The 16,945-nt window shown below is 61.1% G+C and carries 16 protein-coding genes; 5 read left to right on the plus strand and 11 right to left on the minus strand.

Annotated elements, in window-relative coordinates; translation table 11 throughout:
- The first annotated feature begins 202 nt into the window (after positions 1–202).
- The 3 genes from NKJ00_RS22685 (at position 203) to NKJ00_RS22695 (ending at position 3,002) form a co-directional block, all read left to right on the plus strand.
- On the plus strand, positions 203–793 hold the full coding sequence (locus NKJ00_RS22685; RefSeq protein WP_050592649.1) for a LysE family translocator: 591 nt from the start codon (positions 203–205) through the stop codon (positions 791–793).
- A 247-nt stretch (positions 794–1,040) separates the two neighbouring features.
- The gene (locus NKJ00_RS22690) at positions 1,041–2,420 is read left to right on the plus strand and encodes an Nramp family divalent metal transporter (RefSeq protein WP_348625573.1); all 1,380 of its coding nucleotides are present in this window, start codon (positions 1,041–1,043) and stop codon (positions 2,418–2,420) included.
- Between the two features lie 87 nt (positions 2,421–2,507).
- Entirely contained in the window at positions 2,508–3,002 is a 495-nt protein-coding gene (locus tag NKJ00_RS22695; protein ID WP_023809493.1) for a hypothetical protein, read from the plus strand.
- A gap of 72 nt (positions 3,003–3,074) precedes the next feature.
- Here NKJ00_RS22695 and katE read toward each other — a convergent pair whose 3' ends face one another.
- A complete protein-coding gene (katE, locus tag NKJ00_RS22700) occupies positions 3,075–5,186 on the minus strand; it encodes a catalase (RefSeq protein ID WP_023809492.1) in 2,112 nt (703 codons plus the stop codon).
- A 291-nt stretch (positions 5,187–5,477) separates the two neighbouring features.
- Between katE and NKJ00_RS22705 the strand changes: the two genes are divergently transcribed.
- Positions 5,478–6,041: a sigma-70 family RNA polymerase sigma factor gene (locus NKJ00_RS22705; RefSeq protein ID WP_023809491.1), complete on the plus strand. Its 564-nt coding sequence runs from the start codon at positions 5,478–5,480 to the stop codon at positions 6,039–6,041.
- On the opposite strand, the gene NKJ00_RS22710 is transcribed toward NKJ00_RS22705, so the two are convergent.
- The 10 genes from NKJ00_RS22710 to NKJ00_RS22755 form a co-directional block, all read right to left on the minus strand.
- Positions 6,042–6,218 carry a hypothetical protein gene (locus NKJ00_RS22710; protein WP_023809490.1) on the minus strand — a complete coding sequence of 59 codons (177 nt, stop codon included), beginning with the start codon at positions 6,216–6,218 and terminating at the stop codon, positions 6,042–6,044.
- Positions 6,219–6,679: 461 nt separating this feature from the next.
- Positions 6,680–7,594, minus strand: coding sequence for a class I SAM-dependent methyltransferase (locus NKJ00_RS22715; RefSeq protein ID WP_128303880.1), 915 nt, complete (start codon positions 7,592–7,594; stop codon positions 6,680–6,682).
- Between the two features lie 3 nt (positions 7,595–7,597).
- Positions 7,598–8,584 (minus strand): GNAT family N-acetyltransferase, encoded by a 987-nt coding sequence (locus NKJ00_RS22720; protein ID WP_128303881.1) that lies wholly within the window; start codon positions 8,582–8,584, stop codon positions 7,598–7,600.
- Positions 8,581–9,711 (minus strand): glycosyltransferase family 4 protein, encoded by a 1,131-nt coding sequence (locus NKJ00_RS22725; protein ID WP_352631299.1) that lies wholly within the window; start codon positions 9,709–9,711, stop codon positions 8,581–8,583. The genes NKJ00_RS22720 and NKJ00_RS22725 overlap by 4 nt, the downstream gene beginning before the upstream one ends.
- A 24-nt stretch (positions 9,712–9,735) precedes the next feature.
- A complete protein-coding gene (locus NKJ00_RS22730; protein ID WP_023809485.1) occupies positions 9,736–10,668 on the minus strand; it encodes a glycoside hydrolase 5 family protein in 933 nt (310 codons plus the stop codon).
- Positions 10,661–11,422, minus strand: coding sequence for a TIGR04290 family methyltransferase (locus NKJ00_RS22735; protein WP_352581125.1), 762 nt, complete (start codon positions 11,420–11,422; stop codon positions 10,661–10,663). Before NKJ00_RS22735 ends, NKJ00_RS22730 begins: the two co-directional genes overlap by 8 nt.
- 2 nt (positions 11,423–11,424) lie before the next feature.
- Complete coding sequence (locus tag NKJ00_RS22740; protein WP_352581126.1) at positions 11,425–12,228, minus strand: sugar phosphate nucleotidyltransferase; 804 nt, start codon at positions 12,226–12,228, stop codon at positions 11,425–11,427.
- Positions 12,228–13,328, minus strand: coding sequence for a CgeB family protein (locus NKJ00_RS22745; RefSeq protein ID WP_128303884.1), 1,101 nt, complete (start codon positions 13,326–13,328; stop codon positions 12,228–12,230). The genes NKJ00_RS22740 and NKJ00_RS22745 overlap by 1 nt, the downstream gene beginning before the upstream one ends.
- Positions 13,329–13,342: 14 nt before the next feature.
- Complete coding sequence (locus NKJ00_RS22750) at positions 13,343–13,939, minus strand: histidine phosphatase family protein (protein WP_023809481.1); 597 nt, start codon at positions 13,937–13,939, stop codon at positions 13,343–13,345.
- Positions 13,936–15,039, minus strand: coding sequence for an inositol-3-phosphate synthase (locus tag NKJ00_RS22755; protein WP_128303885.1), 1,104 nt, complete (start codon positions 15,037–15,039; stop codon positions 13,936–13,938). The genes NKJ00_RS22750 and NKJ00_RS22755 overlap by 4 nt, the downstream gene beginning before the upstream one ends.
- A 155-nt stretch (positions 15,040–15,194) precedes the next feature.
- Between NKJ00_RS22755 and NKJ00_RS22760 the strand changes: the two genes are divergently transcribed.
- Complete coding sequence (locus NKJ00_RS22760; protein WP_352610925.1) at positions 15,195–16,937, plus strand: hypothetical protein; 1,743 nt, start codon at positions 15,195–15,197, stop codon at positions 16,935–16,937.
- The last annotated feature ends 8 nt before the right edge of the window (positions 16,938–16,945 follow it).

Genomic DNA, 16,945 nt, shown 5'->3' on the forward strand with positions numbered 1-16,945 from the left:
TTCAGGAACGGCTCCGGCTTTTCAACTTCCAGGACTGGCACCGCGTTCCATCTGACGTTCTGCCTGGTTCTTCGCGATGGGACATTTTCATTTGCCGCGGAACCCGGATGACGGCTGGTCGCTTTGATGTCATCGGCAACGCGAGCGGAGATGTCCCATCGATCCCTCATTGTGGATAGCTTTTGTCGGAACCGTCATTCTGATGCAGATGCCGCCAGGCCCCGACAGCATGCTGGTGATGGCACGCGGCATCGGGCAGGGGCGCGACGTGGCGCTGTTCACGGTGCTCGGCATGACGCTGGGCGCCGGACTTGTGCAGCTTCCGCTGATTGCATTCGGCCTGTCCTCGCTTGTCCACGCCTCGCCCCTGGCGTTCAATCTGCTTCGATGGGCCGGGGCGGCCTACATCGTCTGGCTGGGTATCCGGCTGCTGCTTTCATCCTCGGCAACCATTCCCACGGGTGACCTCAAGGCCCTGCGGCCGCTCGCCGCCGCCCGGGAAGGAATGATCGCCAATCTGAGCAATCCCTGGCCTTTGATGTTCATGGTTGCGTTCCTGCCGCAATTTGTCGATCCGCATAGGGGCTCCGTCACGTTGCAGCTGGTGCTGCTTGGCGCAACACAGAAGATAACCGGTGTGCTGGTGCTGGGAGCCTACGCCTTGGCATCGGGCGCGGCCGGCGCATGGGTCATGCGGCACCCTCGCGCAAGGCTTTGGCAGCAGCGGCTCGCCGGCTGTCTCATCATCGGCCTCGGCGTGCGGATGGTGATCGGCGGCGGTACGAGCCGCTGACGAAGCGGATGAACAGCCGGGCCCCACACTCGACTTTGGCGCCGCTGGACATTCCTTCAAAGAATAATTTTGTGCCACGTCGCCTGAATGACAGGCTTCGACACAAGCATTCTCTTCTTCAGGGGAACGGAGCATTCGCTTCGATGTTCGGCTCCGCCGAAAGAACCCGCATGGGATGAATCGCCGTCGCGGACCGGGACTGTGTCCAGGAACAAAAAGCCTGACCAGAGGTTCGAACTCGATCTCAATGCAGCTTGAAACGGCTGCTTCATCGGCATCCGATTGGAATGTTCGTCATGATTTCTTGCGTGGCCCCGGTAAAGACGCGCCTTCAATGAACAAGCCACCTGAAGAGGGCCAAAGGGCAAGAGAGCCAAAAAAAGGCGGCGTCGTTCGGGCTCTCGGGCTTGGTCTGATCACCGGCGCGGCCGATGACGACTGCTCGGCTATCGGTACCTACGCGAGCGCCGGAGCGCGGTTCGGGCCCGACCTGCTGTGGACGGCACCTGTCACGCTGCCGATGATGTATCTCGTCGTCTATCTTTCATCCAAACTTGGCCAGGTTTCGGGTCGCGGGCTTTTCAAGGTCATATCGGACTTCTATCCGCGTTGGCTGCTATGGTCTGTGCTGGTGGGCGTACTGATTGGCAACACGATCGAGGCAGCCGCCGACCTTGGCGCCATGTCGGCGGCCATTGTGCTGTTTGTTCCGCTGCCTGCTCCGTTGGTCGTCATTGTCGTCGCGATCGTCATTTTTGCCCTGCAGGTGTTCGGATCGTATAAATTGATCCGAAATGTGTTCCGGTGGCTGGCTCTGGCTCTGCTTGCCTATGTGGTCTCCGCGGTGCTTGCCAAACCGGATGCCGCCTCCGTTCTGCGTGGCACGCTGTTGCCAAAAATCGAGTTCAGCCGCGAATACCTGTCCATCCTCGTCGCCATCGTCGGGACCACGCTCTCCGCATACCTTTACACGTGGCAGTCCAATCAGGAGGTGGAGGAGGAGATCGCCAAGGGTCGAACGAGCCTCGAAGAGCGCAAAGGAGCCACCGAGGGCGAGCTGCGCCGATCCCGCCGCGATATCCTGATCGGCATGACGTTTTCCAATCTGATCATGTATTTCATCATCCTTTCGACAGGGTCGACGCTCTACAAGGCCGGGCAGACGCAGATCGAGACAGCGGCACAGGCGGCCGAAGCGCTGCGGCCGCTTGCCGGCGACGCTGCCGGCATTCTCTTTGCGGCCGGTGTAATTGGCGTCGGCTTTCTGGCCGTGCCGATCATGACCGCTGGCGCTGCTTTCGATTTCGCTCAGGCGATGGGATGGAAGAATAGCTTGCATGCCAAACCCCGGCAGGCTCCCAAATTCTACATCGTGATCGGGGTCATAACGCTGGTGGCGGTGGGCCTCAATTTCTTCGGCTTCAACCCGATGAAAGCGCTGGTCTGGTCCGGCATCGTGCAAGGATTTTCAACGCCGCCGCTGCTGCTTCTCATTCTCATCATGACCAACAACCGCAAGATCATGGGTGACAAGGTCAACAGCACAAGTACGAACATCCTGGGTGGGGTGACGATCCTGGCGATTCTTGCGGCGTCGGCGGGGCTGGTAGCAAGCTGGTTCCTGTAGCTCGCCGGGCGTGAAGGATGTTCAGGCCTGGTGGAACATCGGCGGTCAAATGTCGTTGAGACGTTTGTGGGAGAAAGAAGGTTGTCCATGTCAAAGTTGCAGGCCGCCACTCCGGATCGTTTAAGGCAACTCAGGCTTGAAGCTTCAGCACATTTCGCTCCGTTGATGCTGAACGAGGCCCTGTTGCGCCTTTCCCATGCCTGCGGAGCCGACAGCCTCGACCGCTTCGAGAAAGCCATGGTTGATCAAATCGAGGCAGCAAAGGACGATCGGGCCGATTTCGAATCGATCAAGGAATTCGCGATCGAGCAGCTTTACGCCCTGGTCCGGAACGCCAACGATTCGCCAAAAAAGAAACAGGCACTTGAGAAGATAGACACGCGCAGAACGCCCGGCCGTTCCGAAGAACCACAGACGCTCGAGGACCAACTGCAGGCGGGGTTGGAGGATTCCTTTCCGGCGAGCGATCCGCCCTCGGTGGTGTCCACGACCATTTCAGGCGGAGCAAAGAAGCTGGTCGGGACCGACGAGGTCCTGGAAAAGCAGCGGCAACAAGCGTCCAGCAAGGAAGGCCGCTCGTAGATCGCGGTGGCGGCTGGTGTGGCGGCAACCAAGGCCTGCGGACACGCCAACGGAACAGCTGGCGCCATCGCATCAAAGCTTGACAGCCGCCTCCCGCGCCCAGAGCCGCAGTTTGCGGCATGACTGCACAAACGCAGTTACCGAAGCTGCCGAATCCAGCCGCGTCAACCCCTCATCGGCATCGGGAGCGACGCCTGCTTTGATCAGGAGCGGCTCGGCCCCTGTGGTGAAGCCGATGAACTTGCAGTGCGCAAACGCATCAGACACGAAATCCTTCGCAGCGGCCTCCTTGACCAGCAACTCGGCGCCCGCCTCGGAGAGGAGCAGCACCACCGCGTCGAACAATACGGATGGACCGCCGTCGATCATGTGCCTTGCCTCGATGTGAGTGCCGTCGGCGGTTTCGACGCCGCCCACCTTGGGCGCAACCACCTCCATCACCGCGCCTTCCGCTTCGATGGCGGAACGAAGTTCCTCGAACAGCGCGACATCGGCTCCATCGCTAAGCATGACACCGACTTTGCGGCCTTCAAAACTATCAGGCCCATTTTGAATGATGCTGAGCGCCGGCGACGGCGGCAAGTCATCACGCGGCGTAACGGCGGCTTCGGCAGGTTCGGGCAGGTCACGGACGCCGAGCTTGTCGGCGACCGTGGTCGCCAGCGTTTCATCGATGTTCAACAAATGCGAAACCATGCGCTCGCGGATCGCCGGTGCCTGGACCTTGCTCAGTTCAAATGTCAGCGCCATCGCGATGTGACGCTGCTCCGGTGGTGTCTGGCTGTTGAAGAATTGCCGGGCCTGGCTGTAGTGATCGGCGAAGCTCTCCGCGCGCAGACGTACTTTCTGCCCTTCTTCGGCATCGGCGAAAGAACGGAAGCCACGCTGCGGATCCTCGCGCGGTCCCAGTCCCCATGAGTTCGGCTCATAATTGGCGCGACCGGCCGGGTTGCGCATGGCCATGTGCCCGTCCTGTTGAAAATGGGCGAACGGGCACTTCGGCGCATTGATCGGCAGATGGGTAAAGTTCGGGCTGCCCAGCCGTTTCAATTGGGTATCGAGATAAGAGAAGTTGCGGCCTTGCAGAAGCGGATCGTTGGAGAAATCGATTCCGGGCGGCACATTCTGCGTCATGAACGCCACCTGCTCGGTCTCGGCGAAGAAATTATCCGGCATCCGGTCGAGCACCAGCCGACCGACCGGAATTGGTTCGAGGACCTCTTCGGGAATGATCTTCGTTGCATCCAGGATATCGAAGTCGAAACTGTCGGCAAACGCCTGATCGAACAGTTGCACCGTCAACTCCCATTCCGGGAAATTGCCGGCCTGTATGGCCTCCCACAGATCGCGGCGATGGAAGTCGGGATCGGCGCCATTGATCTTGACCGCCTCGTTCCAGACCACCGATTGCATGCCGAGCTTGGGTTTCCAGATGAACTTGACGAAGGTGGATTCGTCCTTCGCGTTGACGAGGCGGAACGTGTGCACACCAAAGCCCTGCATGAAGCGGAAGGAACGCGGGATCGCGCGATCCGACATGATCCACATCACCATGTGCATCGATTCCGGCATCAGGCTGATAAAGTCCCAGAAATTGTCGTGCGCCGTCTGTGCCTGCGGAAAGGCACGGTCGGGCTCCTGTTTGGCAGCGTGGATCAGGTCGGGAAACTTGATGGCGTCCTGGATGAAGAAGACCGGGATGTTGTTGCCGACCAGGTCCCAATTGCCTTCCTTGGTGTAGAGCTTGACCGCGAAGCCGCGCACGTCGCGGGCGAGATCGAACGAGCCCTTGTTGCCGGCAACCGTCGAGAAACGAACGAATGCCGGCGTCTTCTCACCAACTCGCTGGAAAATGTCGGCACGTGTGTATTTGGCAAGTGACTCGTAGGTCTCGAAAAAACCATGCGCACCGTAGCCGCGGGCATGAACGACCCTTTCCGGGATGCGTTCGTGGTCGAAGTGGAAAATCTTCTCGCGAAAGTGAAAGTCCTCGATCAGCGATGGTCCGCGCTCACCGATCCGCAATGTGTTTTGGTCGTCGGAGACAGGCGTTCCGAGCGCCGTCGTAAGGGCAGGCGTTTCGTCCCCCGCGATCTGGTGCAACTCGCCGCCATTTCCGCGCGCGCTATTCTGATCCAGTCCACTTGCCGATTGGCGAGCGGAGGGGCGAGCGGATTTGGCCATGACAGGTCCTCGATCGATACCGGAAGGTTGAAGTGGTCAAGCCATCAAACTGCCGGTGAGCGGCTTTGTTCCCGTAAAAAATGGACGCTGGAGACACCGCTGTCGGAGGAGCCGTGACTGCTGCGGCGATGGTGCGCGCCGATCGGATGACAGATATCTCCGCCTGCGCAGAATTTATGAAGAGTTGTCTCCAGCACGAGGAACGAACCAAACTTCCATGCATTTAGCTGGGGCTGCGTTCACACACTCTTTCTTCTGGGAGCTGGACCATTGTCATCCGGAGGCTGCCTTTTGGCCGACCAGGAAACCAGTGAAGTTTCCATCGTTGACCTGATACCTGCCCTGCGGGCATTCGCGCGCACCTTCTGCCGCGTCCCCGACGACGCCGACGATCTCGTGCAGGAGACACTGACCAAGGGTCTCGCCAACATCGACAAGTTCGAACCCGGTACGCGCATGAAGTCGTGGCTCTTCACCATCATGCGCAACACTTATTACACCCGGGTCAAGATCGCTGCCCGGGAGGCGCCCGGCCTGCTCGATTGCGCGTCTTCGAGGCCAATTTCGGAAGCTACCCAGGAATGGACGGTTCAGAGCAGGGAAGTTCACGGCGCCATTCAAAGGCTGCCTGAACACCAACGCGAGGTCCTGATGCTGATCGGCGTTTTGGGAGTGAGCTACGAGGAAACCGCCGACATATGCGGTTGCGCGGTCGGGACGGTCAAAAGCCGCCTGAACCGTGCGCGCGCCAACATCCTTGAATTCCTGGGGGAGAGTTCGCTGCAGACATTGATGGAAAGACGAAACCAGCTGTCGGATGGTCAGCTCGATGTCGAGGTCGACGGCCGCAGATAGTCAGTTCTTCACGTCGCGTCGACGTTTCTCGACGAGCGCGTTTTGCAATTCGATCGCCAGCTCGGTCAGGCGATCTGGAATTTTTTCCTGCTCTATGGCGGCCAGCAGGGAAGCAATCTCCTGATCCACAGCCATCTCGACATGCGGATCCGCGGTATCGTCGCTCGAACGAGACATCACATTCTCTTGATAGCGGTCCCTTGATCCTAGTGTGGTGGTAAGCGCCTTGCATTACAAGGCGGTGTCCACCGCCAAGAAGCTCACCAGCGGCCCCTTGCACAGGTTTATTTCCTTGCTGCTCCTTCGTCGCCGCGGGCCATGGACGCGCTGCGGTAGCGTTCAGTCCTTAGGCAATCGGTCAGCGGCGTGACCCGGATATTGATCGGACTTGATCCGATTGCCGTCCTGCCCGCGCTCCTGGCCATGCTGCTTCTTGTCGCGATTCGACAAGACCGCGTTTTCTTCGATCTCGTCCTTCTCCGGTGAGGTCACCGCGCCGGCGTCGGCACTCTTGCCTGGCTGCTGCGGCCGAAATGTTTTTTACCGCCGGATGCCATGATATCCTCCTTCGAATCGGGGACACTCGTCGGTGCCCGTTGTTCGACGTCCGAACTGGCATCGCGCTGTAATGTTCCGCTTCACCCAGCGAGCAGAAAGGCGTCGCCATCCCACGACCGAAACGGCTTCTCGCCGTCGATGAGGACCCGCAATTGATGAGCTTGCGCCAGACGGCCGATGTCATCGCGGTCTGAGAGAAGTGATCCGCGATAGGAATAGTTCAGCAAGGCGAGCCAGCCCGGCCGTTTCAGAACGCGCGCAATTTCGTCGAAATGCCGATCAGCCATGCCGGCCAGAACCAGATAGGGAAAGCTGTCCACCGCCAGCACGCAATCGAAACTGGCATCGGCGAATTCGGACAGATCGAGACCGGAGGTTTGTCGCAACTCGACATTGCCGAGTGCGGCGCATTGCTCGGAGGCGATGGAGATCATCCGCGGCGATATGTCGATGCCGACCATCCGCTTGAAGGATTTGCACAGCGCACGCTCGAAACGGCCGATGCCGCAACCGATGTCGAGGATGCTCCGTTCCCTTCCGGTGAATTCTCGCGCTTCCAGCCATGCAACGATTTCGTTGGTCGTGGCTGTGAGCCTTGCCTCATCGCCGAGGGATGCCAGTTGGACACTCGCGGCTCCCGAAATCGCTGCCGCGGCATCGAAGCTGGAGGCCAGCCGCCTGACGACAGCGACATTCGTCTCATCCTCATTGCGCTCATGCCGAACGGCGCCACCCGCTGCCTGCAACATGGCGAAGACGTCTGGCTTGCAGCGCAGCAGTCCGGCGACCTTTCGCAGCCTTGCTGCGTCGCCGGCATCCGCCGGCTGGACCTTCAGCACGACCTCCGCCAATTCCGCCGCTCCAATTGTGGGCGGCAGGTGGAGCGCCAGTCTGACGAGAACGCCTTCGGCGCAAATGCCATCGGCCACGCAGTCTTCAACCGCCAGCCTGACCGATGTCAGGCGCCGGGCGGCTTTCGGTGCGGTTACACTCATGCATCAACTCCGCGTCCAGACCCTGCGCATCGTCCACCTGTCGACGGCGCCCCAGCCATATTTATAGGCCTCCTGGCCGCGCAGGAAATCGAACTCGCGCGCATCTTCGCGGATCGCTTCCGCGATTGCGTGGCCAATCAGGATCGCGCCTGGGCTCTCCTCGGCATAAGCAGGGTCGAAGCCACCGAGGTAAGCATAGGCACGGCCGCAGTGGTGAAATCCGTAATAGGCGCCGACGGTCCCGCCATCGATCGCGAACAGCCAGCATCGCACCAGACCGTGAGCATCGAGCACGGGAAGTGAGAGCCGATGGAATTGCTCGACGGCGGCGTTGGCCAACACACCGCCTCCTTGTTCGGCCCAGCGCATATTGTGCAGGCGGATCAACTGATCGAGGAAGGTTTGCGGACTGCCGCTCGCCGACGACATCGCGATCCGGCCGCATCTTGATGCGGCTTGACGCGCCCGACGCAACTGGCGTCTGCGTCTTGCGGGGACGCAGCCTGCAAGCGTTTCGTCGCCGGCGAGGGCGAGCACGGGGCAGGCGGCATGGGCGGTCGGCCAATCCATCTCGGGATGCGTCATCGCAAGGGCGACGCTGTCCTGCGGCAAGTCCGACAAGATCCATTGCACCCACCCGATCGAGAGGATCGACTCGGCGACAATGGCGACGACCTCGGCTTCGATCCCAGGGACAGCCAGAATGTCCAGGTAGTCGCTGAGCGAAATGCCGACCGGAAGCAGCTTCGAACCGGCGGTCCCATGCTCGAGATAGAGCGGCGCCAGCCCGACCAGATCGCCGCCGCGCCATACCGCGACCGTCGCCAGTTCACCGGGTGCGAATGCGTGCCACCACGGCACCAGCCAGGCGGGAGATTGAAACGGCGTCGCCGAGGGACTCTGCTGCCACAGTTTCCACCAGTGCGGCGTCAAGGCGTCGAATTGTGCGAGGTCACCGATGATTTCGCTGCGCAGCACAGCTTTACTCACGGCACCGCGGCGAAGCGCCGGCGACCACTGCCAAGCTGTGCCAGCGCCTGATAGGCGTCCATGTAAGACGAGATCATCCGTTCCAGCGAAAACCGCCGTCGCGCTTCGGCCCTGCATGTCTCGGCATCCAAGCTGGACGCCGCAAGAATGGCTTGGGCCATCTCATCGACCGTGTCGACGAGAAAGCCCGTCCTGCCGTGCTCTATGACATCGGGAAGCGCACCATTTGGAAAGGCGACCACCGGGGTACCGCAGGCGAGGGCCTCCATGGCCACAAGCGAGCTGGTCTCGGCTGCGAGGCTCGGAATGACCAGACAGCGCGCTGCGTTGAGAATGCGTCGCTTGGCGGTGAAGCCGAGCGGGCCAAGGAAGCGGCGGCGGCCATCGAGGCGAGATTGGACCTCATCGCGAAAGTACCGCGTATGCGTTTCATAGGGATAGACCTTGCCGCCGATGACCAGCGGCACATCTGCCTGTTTGGCTGCGTCGAGCGCCAGGTGGACGCCCTTTTCCGGGCAAACCCGGCTTAGAACAAGGGCAAAGTCGCGCTTCGGCTGCAGCAGGGTCAGTGCTTCGATGTCAACGCCGTTTGGAATGGGCGCCGCCAGCCTGGCGCCTGATGGCGCGGTTTTCTGCTGGCTGGGCGAGACCGCATGGAGCCAGAGGTCACCGCGCGTCGGGCGCAATGCCGCGGCCGGATACCAATCCAATGGCAGGTGGAGGGTCACCAAGGTCGGACCATCGTCGGGCAGATAAGCGTCGAAATCAATGCCGTGCAGATGAACCACGTCGATGGGCCATCGGGCGCGGGCAGCCGCGATCGCGTCGCGATGGGCCTGTTGCGCGCGGCTCTTCGCCGCCTCGTCGAGTACGCCGTTTTCGGCCGGTATTTCCACAAGCGTGCCGCTCGTTCGGGAGCCTCCGCAGCCAATGACGATAGACCGATGACCGGCCTGAACCAGTGCCCGATCGAGCATCGACAGAACCTGTTCGGCACCGCCGACAGCGTCGGGGCCGACGGGCGCGAGAGGGTAGGCGACATTGAGGACGGTGAGCGTCGCGGCCGGTCGCTTCTCGTTGCCCTGCGCCGCATCTCCACCTGTCAACGGCGTCGCGGAGCCCGGCATCTGATGCATGGGCACCATGACATTTCACGCGGCCGAGGCCCGCTGCGTGGGGAGCGAGGCCGATGTCATGCCAGGCGCATAGCGGCGGATCATGGTTGAACAGAATTCCGCGAACTCCTCCGGCACCAGGGGGGGGCTGGTGTGGTGGGGCATCATTCCGCGGTGCTGAGGTGTGAAGCAGAAGGTGACCGTCACATCGAAATCGGCGAGTGCTTCCATCTGCCGGTCGAACCAGTCCAGCGCATTCGGCCGAAAGCTGTCCGCCCAGGAAAGCCCGGTACGCATGTTGGTGACACCCAGCCGCTTCATCCAGGCGACGGCATCGTCCAGCCGCGGGTCTTCGAAATGAAACCACTGCACCAGGCCCATTGCAGGTGCATGGCGCAGGAATTCCTCCAGCGCGGGCTTTGGCGTGCCGTCCTGGCGCAGCAGCCCCATATGGAAATGCCGGTAATAAGACGAGCCCTCGGCTTCGCGGTGCCGCGTCGTTGCTTCCCATTCACGCGGAAGATCATAGAGGCTGTACCACTGGATGCGTGGCGCATTGCCGAGCAGCAATTCAGCTGTGCGCTTGAGCCCCCAGACTTGGATTTCCTCGGCGCCGAAGGTCGATACGCCGACTTCGCTGACCCAGATGGGAAGGTCGGTGACGGTCGCGATCTCGCCGATCTTCTGCGGCCATTCCTGGATCTGCCACAGATTCCAGTCGAGGGGAAAGCCGTGCACAGCGACGGCATCTACATGATCCAGCACGCCGAATTCCTTCATGCGGGTGATGAACCCCGGATCTATCGGCGAGATGCCGCCGAGCACTTTGGTCAAAGCCGGGTTTTCAGATGCGATTGCGTCCGCCGACAGGATCGCCATCCTGGCAAAGCGGCTCCAATCAGGGTCGAGTTCCGGGTCCCAATGCGATTTGTTGTTGGGCTCGTTCCAGATCATCGCGGCTTCAATCATGGCGCTGTCCTTTCGAGGGGTAGACGGGACCGCCACTGGCCGGGTCGCCGGCGGCGCGGCAGAAATAGACCTCCTGCTCCGGATGCAGGACGATTTCAAATCCGGCGCTGCGCAGCATCGCTTCGGTGCAGGCGCGGTTGGGAATCCACCAGTTGGTCGGGTCATCGGCATAGCGGTGCTCGATGAAATGGAGCTTGGGAAATTCCGGCCGGTCGAACAGGTCATGCGTCCAGAAATGATAGTTCTCTTCCATCTCGGGCAGATCTGTGCTGCCGCGCTGCATGGACTGGAAGATCATCAGGTCACCGGCGACATGCTCACGGATAAGGTCGAGCGCGAGCAAGGGGTGGCGCAAGTGATAAAGCACCCCCATGAACAGCACGATATCGAATGTTTCGCGCAGGGCGCCGACGTCGTAGACCGAAAGTCTCTGGAATTCGATTTCGCAATTGGCGATCTCGGCGGCAAAGCGGGCCTGCGCCAGATAGGCCTCATCGAAATCGATGCCGAGGACACGGGCAGCACCTCGCCGTTTCATCTCGATGGAATAGAAACCGGCATTGCAGCCGATATCCAACACCGTCTTGCCTGTCAGATCCGCGGGAATGGCCTCGGCGAATTTGCGCCATTTGATCAGCGGATAATTGCCGAGAAAATGGTTGGGAGCGGTTTCGACACCCGCCAGTTCCATGTTGTGGAACCATGGGCCGAGAGCATCGATACGGCGGCGGATTTCGGCATGGGAATGCAGCATGATCAGGCTCCTTCGCCGGGAACGACAGGCACATGCGAACGGGCACCTGGCATAATCGTGGCCGTTTGGTGATGGACGGGTGCGGCGCCGTCCTCGAGCAGCCGCAGAGCCGTGCGATAGCCATTGAACGTGCCGACATCGACATAGGCGGACCCAGCCTTGACGCCGGAGGCTTGACCTCCGGCCGCAAGGTAGGCGTTGACCAACGTGCCGATATATTCGTCACGGCATTCCCGCTCGCGCCAGAGTGCCGCAAGCTGATGCAGGATCTGGCCCGGCATCTTGAACGCACCCCAAACCCAGTTCGTGCCGGCATCCTGTTGCTTGACCTGGATTTCGATCACGCGTTCGTGGTCATCGACAATGACGGCGTCGAAGAATTCCGGACGATCCACCGGGAAGAGCAGAAATGAAAGCTGATCGTCAGGCAAATGACAGAAGCCGTCCTCGGGAAACCAGATCGTGTCGGGAAGGCCGACCAGGACGACCTCATCGGGCGCGACGAGAGGAGCTGCCCGAAAAATCGCATCGCAAAGCCCAACCGGATTGGGCTGCACCACGAAGAGAGCCGCGGCGTCACCATAGCCGGCGGCGTAATATTCGAGAATGTCGGATTTGCCCGATCCAATGATGAAACAGATCTTGTCGACGCCGGCGCGCACCATCCGCCGCACCAGATACTCGCTCACGGCGCAGGGACGCTCGGTCTGCCCATCGATCCGACTGCCGACCGGCAGCAGCTCTTTGGAGAAGCCGAGCGGCTGAATGCGGCTGCCGCGCCCGGCAGCGGGCACAATGCCCAACATCAGACTGCTTCCATCATCGGTTCGCCGGGAGATCTTTGAAAGGCGTCGTTTAGAATGTGGTCCAGCTCCGCCGCGCGCCGAGCAGAGGTGTGTTCGTCGAGAACCCGTTCGCGCGCTCGGGTTTTGATGGCATCGAGTTCTCCTGCGGGTAAGGCGAGCGCCGCGACGACGTCATCGGTGTCGTGGGCCAGCAGGATCTCGCTGCCGGGTTCGAAGAAGCTGCTTAGGCCCGGCCAGGTGTCGGTTATGATCGGCACTCCACATGCCGCTGCTTCAAACAACCGGCCCGAAGGGCACCAGCCCTTTTGCGCCATCGCCTCGCGGGTGACATTCAGCGTCAGACGAGAGGATGAGAAAAACGCCGGGTGATCGGCCGGCGGAAGGTGCCTGACGAAGAAGATGTTGTCGCTCCACGGGAACTCCTGCGGGTATTGTGCGCCGCCGATGACGAAGCGCTGGTCCGGCAAGCGCGCAGCTGGGCGAACCAGCAGATTTTCGACCGCCGCCTGGCGATCTGGCGCATAGGTTCCGAGATAGGACAAATCGGCCCTGAAATCGGCTCGCGGCGCTGCCGGCCGGTGTTGGTCGGGATCGACATGCCCATAGAGCGGCACCACGTGGCGCGCACCCAGCACCGTCTTTAGCGCGTCGATCGCCGGGCCGCCTGTGTAACTCAGGACGAGATCGAAATCCGCAAGACCCTCGGGGCCGAAATAGGGTGGACGCTCACCTTGTTCGATGCGGGCAAGCGTGACTGGAGTGTCCAGATCGTAGAAGACCCGCACTCCGCGCCCTGCCTGCTGCGCCAGCCGCGAGGCGTCCACGGCGTCGGGACAATAAGAGGTGACGATCACGACATCCGATCGTTTGATCGTTTGCTCCGCGACCCGGCGGATGTCCTCCCAGTCCGGGTAGAGCACGACGTTGCCGCCGTCCAGATGATCGAGATCGCGCGTTCCGGCATAGTAGGGTGTGTCGCGTTCGAAGAAGGTAATGGACCAGCCGCGCCGGGCGAGGGCTCTGATCAGTCCCCTCCATAAAGTGGCATGGCCGTTACCCCATGAAGACGTGACGGTAAGACCGAAAATGACCATCTGCATCCGGCAAATCCTCGTCAGGCAACTTCGTTCAATCGGATCAGCTTCGCCCCCCAGTCCCCCGACACGATCGTCGTGATCGAGGCGGGATCGATGTCGAAGCGAAAGCAGTCACCGGCCGGCAAGCCAAGGACGGTGCAGACGGCGACCTTGATCACATCGGCATGGCTGACCAGGGCGACGCATTGGTTCTGATGCCGCTCGCGGACCGCGGCCATCAGCGACACAATGCGTTGCTGGACATCCTGCATGGTCTCGCCACTCGGTGTCCTTGCCTCCTGCCGCTGGTCATTCCACGCTCGCCAACTGGCGTCGCCATTCAGCTCATCGAAAGTCTTTCCCGACCAGTCGCCGAAGTCGATCTCGTCGAGTTCGGCGCAGATCGCGATGTCCCCGACACCGCAGGCTAGCGCGATTGGCAGCGCCGTCTCTCGCGTACGCTCACGCGGGCTGCACAGGATCGCGACGATAGGCTCCCGGGCCATGCGGCCGCCAAGCTGCGCTGCCTGTGCCTTGCCGGCATCGCCGAGGCAAACGCCGTCCATCCGGCCTGCAAGATAAGAGCCGACATTGTCGTGTGCCGCATGGCGGATCAGAAAGAAGGTCGTCGTCATTCTGCGGCATCGAGCAAAGGCTCGTCCTTGCCAGCGATGAACGCAAGCGTGCGCTGCCGCGCTTCGGCGTCGGTGAACTGTTCGGGAGGCGACTTCATGAAATAACTGCAGGGACCGGTCAGGGCACCGGCTATGCCGCGATCGAGCGCCAGCTTGGCGCAGCGTAACGCATCGATCACCACGCCGGCTGAATTTGGAGAATCCCAGACTTCCAGCTTGAGTTCGGCATTGAGCGGCACGCCGCCGAAAGTCGTGCCTTCCACCCTTATATAGGCCCATTTGCGATCGGTGAGCCAAGGCACATGGTCGCTCGGGCCGACATGGATATTGCCCGGCTCCAGGGGAACATCGAACTGGCTGGCCACGGACTGTGTCTTCGAGATTTTCTTCGATTCCAGCCGCTCGCGTTCCAGCATGTTGAGAAAATCGGTGTTGCCGCCGAAATTCAGCTGATAGGTGCGGTCGATGCGCACGCCGCGTTCGCGAAAGAGATTGGCCAGCAACCGGTGCACGATGGTCGCGCCGACCTGGCTCTTGATATCGTCGCCGACCAGCGGCAGTCCTCGCTGCTCAAAGCGCCGGCGCCATTCCGGACGTGAGGCGATGAAAACGGGTATGCAATTGACGAAGGCGCAGCCGGCCTCGAGTGCGCATTCGGCATAGAAGCAGGTCGCCTCCTCGGAACCCACCGGCAGGTAGGAAACCAGCACGTCAGCGTTGCTGTCGCGCAGGATCTCGCTGACATTGGCAACCGGCTCCGGAGCTTCTTCAATCTCGTCACGCAAATATTTGCCGATCCCGTCCAGCGTCGGTCCGCGCTCGACGCGAACGCCGGTTGTCAACGCGTCGGCAAAGCGGAACGTGTTGTTGGGGGCGGCGTAGATCGCTTCCGCGACGTCGAGGCCAACTTTGCTCCTGGCGACATCGAATGCGCAGACAATCTCGATGTCGTCGACATGGTAGCCGCCGAGGTCGGCATGCATCAGCCCAGGGATTGGTTCGTTGCTCTTCGCGTGACGGTAAAAGGAGAGGCCCTGCACGAGGGAGGATGCGCAGTTGCCGACACCAACGATACCAACACGAACCTTTTTCGATCCCACGAACCGCCACCCTATGTTGTTCAAAGGTAAGTTCCTGGCGCCGAACCATCAGCGTGCCGGAATGTTCCTCCGCCCATCGAAAAATTGCGCGAGACAGCATGGATCGAAGCTGCATTCGATGCGTTGCCGCACGGCAAGCATTGGAAAACCGACCGATGATCGTCTACGGCGACCACAAGCAGACGCAGAACGCACAACAGCTTCGCGAAGCAGCAAGTGAAATGGCCGAAAGCCTGGATCGGATGTCTCATGGCGTCCGACGCCACGCTGCATTGGTCGGACTGTTCATCAGCGTGTCGGAGCTGGTTCAGGCGCTTGCCGATGTCGACTTCGAAACCAGCGGCATCGACATCTTTTCGCCGCGACAACAGCAAGGCGCGAGGTTGCTGGTCGGACTTGCGGCAGAGGTGGCGAAGTCGTGGCGAAGCGGTTTCGACGTCGGCGGTGGCATCGACCCGGGACTTCTCAAACTGCTGGCCGGGCTCGACTGCCAGGCCGAGGTTGTGACCGGCTCTGCCGAGGGTTATGCGCATTATGCGCTTTATCCCGAAAGCTATTTGGACGCGGCGCAGAAGTCGGGTCTCGATGCGAACACATGCGTGATCGGCGTCCGCAGCATTGGCCTTGGACTGGCAGCTATGGTGGCGGCCTCGATTGGCGCGGCGGCGCCATTCAGCGTTCGTCCGATCGGTCATCCCTTCCGCCGGCATGTCAACGCCGATCCGCGGTCGATCGCCACCTGGAAGAACAATCCGTCGGCTCGCTTTGCCGTTGTCGACGAGGGTCCCGGCCTTTCCGGCAGTTCGATGCATGCCGTTGTCGTGTGGCTGCGTGAACTGGGTATCGATACGGACCGCATTCACCTGTTTCCCAGCCATTCAGGCGGCCCGGGCACCGAAGCGTCGCGGGAGTCTTGGGAGACATGGTCGCGCTGTCCGAAACATGTGGCGACGGGGTTTGAATGCACCTTCTCCGAAAACTCGAAAATTCCCACGCTGCGCGATTGGGTGGCCGAGGCGGTCGGCAGGCCGGAATTAAGCCTGACCGAACTATCTGGCGGCGAGTGGCGGGCCGCCCACTACACCGACGAAGGGCGCTGGCCGCCGAGCCCACGCGGTACCGAGCGGCGCAAATTCCTTGCGTCCGCCGGGCGTGACCGCTGGCTCGTCAAATTTGCCGGCCTCGGCGAAACCGGACTGCGCAAGAAACGAGCCGCGGCGATGTTGCATGAAGCCGGGTTCGGATCGCAAGTTGTCGCGCTTTGCCATGGCTTTCTGGTTGAACGGTGGATTGACGGCACCACGATGGATCAGGCGCCGCTGCCCAAGGAAAGGCTGATCGCGGAGTTCACAAATTACCTGGCCTGGCGTGCGCTTAATCTTCGAACTTGCGAACCGGGTGCATCATTGCTTGCACTCGCGGAGATGGCTGTTTCCAATGCGTCGGAAGCCCTGGGCGAAAAACGCGCGGCGACGTTGCGCGGTTGGCTCTCGAAAAAAACTCCCGCGCATGTGCTTCAGCGGGTTGAAATCGACGGAAAGCTACAACCGTGGGAGTTTCTCGTTCGTGCCGACGGCAGGGTGCTCAAGACAGATGCTGTCGACCATTGCCGGGCACACGATTTGATCGGCTGCCAGCCGATTGAGTGGGACATTGCCGGCGCCCGTGTCGAGTACGGGCTATCCGACAGCGATGTGAGGACCCTGGTCCAAGGAATGAAGCTTGCCATCGACAACGGCCACATCGGCTTTTTCGAACCGTGCTATTTGGCATTCCAGCTCGGGCTCTGGAGCACGGCTGCGCAATCCGAAAATGGCCGGGAAAAAGCAAGGCTGGCCGCGACGGCAGACCGATATAGGATGCGACTGAGACGGTTCCTGGACGAATGCCGGGCATGATCGTTCCG

The sequence above is a fragment of the Mesorhizobium sp. M0227 genome (genome assembly GCF_040321855.1).
GTDB lineage: Bacteria > Pseudomonadota > Alphaproteobacteria > Rhizobiales > Rhizobiaceae > Mesorhizobium.